This window comes from Pseudoduganella violaceinigra DSM 15887 (assembly GCF_000425385.1).
Lineage (GTDB): Bacteria > Pseudomonadota > Gammaproteobacteria > Burkholderiales > Burkholderiaceae_D > Rugamonas > Rugamonas violaceinigra.
Map to the genome: position 1 here is coordinate 1 of NZ_AUDI01000037.1, position 2,842 is coordinate 2,842.

The window sequence follows — 2,842 nt, forward strand, 5'->3', positions numbered from 1 at the left end:
GAGGCGGTGAACTTGGTGGTGTTGGCCTTGAACCAGATGCGGAAGGCCTTGTCGTTGCCGATACCGGTCATCGCCAGCGGCTGCTTGGTCAGGTACTTACTGTACATTTCGCTCGAGGACGAGGAGTTCGAACCCTGCGACAGGAAGTAGAACATGCGGTTGTTGGCGCCCGAGGAATAGTGCACGTCCAGGTTGCCGATCGAGCTGCTCCAGGCGTCGGCCGAGCCGCCGTCCTTGGAAGGCTTCCACATCCAGCGCAGCGGCTGGCCGTTGCGGGCGATTTCCTTGCCCATCATCCAGTCGTTGCCGGATGGGACGCTGGTGCCAGTACCGCCAGCGCGGGCATAGGCTTCCACCATTTCGCCGGTGATGTCGGAGTTCGACTCATTCAGGCCGCCCGACTCGCCGGAGTAGGTCAGGTTGGACGTGGCGTCGGTCACGCCGTGGCCCATTTCGTGGCCGATCACGTCGATCGAGCCCAGGCTGTAGAAGCTGCTGCCGTCGCCGATGTACATGCACTTGCAGCTTGGGTCGAAGAAGGCGTTGTCGTAGTTGTTGTCGACGTGGACGGCGATGTAGGTCGCGGTGTTGTTGCCGTCCAGCGAGGACCAGCCCATCACGTTTTTCAACGTGTCGTAGGTATTCATCAGGCCCCACAGCGCGTTCACCGCGGCGGTCTGGCCGTTGGCGTTGGTGGTGCTGCCGCCGTTGTATTGCTGGCCGTCGCCCCAGGTGTTGGTGGTGTTGGTGTAGATGCTGCCAGGGCTAGGATTGTTGGCCGACGAGTGGTTGGCGTTGGTGATCGCCATGCCGCCGAATTGGCCGCCGGTGCCGCGGGTGGCGTCCAGCATCTTGTAGGTCGAGCCGGACAGTGTGGTCTGGATCGGCACGTCGCCGTTGTACTGGCTGTGGCCGACGCCGACCACGGTCTGCAGCGCGTTCCACTGTTTCAGCACGGCGCCGGAGGTGGCGCTGATCACGGTGTCGCGGAAGATCGGACGGTTGTTCTTGCTCATACGGGTCTTGACCAGGTAGGCCAGCTCGTAGTGGTCGACCACGTCCTTCACATCCATCGCATTCAGCGCGTTTTCGGCCTTGTTGGCGGCGGCTTCGGTACGCACGGTCTTCATGACCGGCCAGATCAGCAGCTCCGCTTCCGGCTTGATGCGGTGTTCGCTGGCCGGGGTGCGGGAGACGGCGATGCGGATCGCTTCGTCGGCGTTGAAGCTTGGGGTGGTGTCAGGCGCGCCTTTGCCGGCGGCTTTGGCGGCGCGCGAAGCGTCCAGGCCATTGCGGCGGTCGGAGGCGGATTCACTGACGATGTCGCCGTTTTCGTCGGTCACGATGACCGAGTCGGAACCGAAGACACGCAAGCCCTGGAAGGTGTGATCGGCGCGCGTGATGCGCTGGCCTTGCACACCGGGATGCTGTTCACGCAGTTTGTAGCCATGCTCGCTGTCGAGACCGGCGGCCGCGCGGCGTGCATCCAGGCGTGAGACGAGATTGGTTTTGGCTTCCAGACTCATCGGCTGGGCCGGCGCGGCCATCAGGGAATCGGGCATGACGCCGGCAAATGCAGGGGCGAACGAGGCGGCAACGGCTGCGGCCAACAGGCTTTTGCGAAGTTTCATCGACACTCCTTCTTGGAACTTGGGTTGGTGGGGAGTCGAAGTTATGCCTGTTTTTTGGGCGAGTCAAAAAACTTGTGAAATGAGTCAGTTTTACAGTTTTTGTATAGTTTTAGACAATTGATTACATGCTTGTAGTCACGTTGGCAGGCGCATCCTGCCCACAAAAAAGCCGGTAATACGGCTATCGCATCGCAAGGATGGCGACAGCCGCATACCGGCTTGAATGACGACTAGCTTGCTTACTGAACTTGCAGGCTGACCTTATCGATCACGAAGGAAGTCTGCAGCGACGAGTCTTCCGTCATGTTGAAGTGCAGGCGCACGGTCTGGCCCTTGTACGGCAGCAGATTGAAGCTGCGCACCTGGTAGCCGCTGGCGGCGTTGGCATTGCTGTAGGTCGCCAGGGTGCCCAGGGTGGTGCCGGCGGAGTTCTTCACGGTCACGACCAGCTTGTCGTAGGCGGTGCTACCCGATTCCGCGGTGTCGATATGCAGCGCGAAGGAGAAGTTCGCCGACGTTGCAGTGGATGGGATGGTCACGGTCTGGTACAGGCTTTCGGTGGCGGTGGCGCCATTGCCGCCCAGCCATGCGAAGCGGGTGCCTTCGTATGCGCTCTGGCCGCTGTAGTTGCCGATCACGCCGGTGCTGCCGGCCCATGGCGACGTGCCGGACTCGAAGCCGCCGTTGACCACCAGGTCGGACTGTGGCGGTGTGCCGCCCACGGTCAGGGTGGCGTTGTTCGAGGTGGCGGTCTTGACCGGCGACGAAGCGTCGCTGACCACGGCCTTGAACACGGCGCCGTTGTCGGCGCTCTGCGCAGTGAACGAGTAGGTGGCCGAGGTGGCGCCCGTGATCTGGGTGCCGTTGCGGTACCACTGGTAGCTGTAAGGCGAGGTGCCGCCGCTGGCGCCGACGGTGAAGCTGGCGGTGCCGCCGGCATTCACGGTGACGTTGTTAGGCTGGGTCGAGATCGACACGCCGGTCGGCACGCCTTCGTCGACGTCGGTGCCGACGTTGATGGCCGCGTAAGCGCGCTTGACTGCGATCGATTCCTTGCTGCCCACGCCGTACAGTTCTTCCGCTGCCTGCACCACCTTGTTGCGCGCGTCGGCGTAGTTGGTCGAGGCGGTGAACTTGGTGGTGTTGGCCTTGAACCAGATGCGGAAGGCCTTGTCGTTGCCGATACCGGTCATCGCCAGCGGCTGCTTGGT

Annotated in this window: 2 protein-coding genes; both read right to left on the reverse strand. The window is 62.4% G+C overall.

All coding sequences use genetic code 11. From position 1 onward, the window contains the following. Nucleotides 1–1,631, reverse strand: a 1,631-nt coding sequence (locus H597_RS0116425) for a M4 family metallopeptidase (protein WP_035374499.1), incomplete at its 3' end; no start/stop codon positions are given. 239 nt (nt 1,632–1,870) lie between these two features. Continuing rightward, a partial coding sequence (locus H597_RS0116430) for a M4 family metallopeptidase (RefSeq protein WP_028103091.1) occupies nt 1,871–2,842 on the reverse strand: 972 nt, incomplete at its 5' end.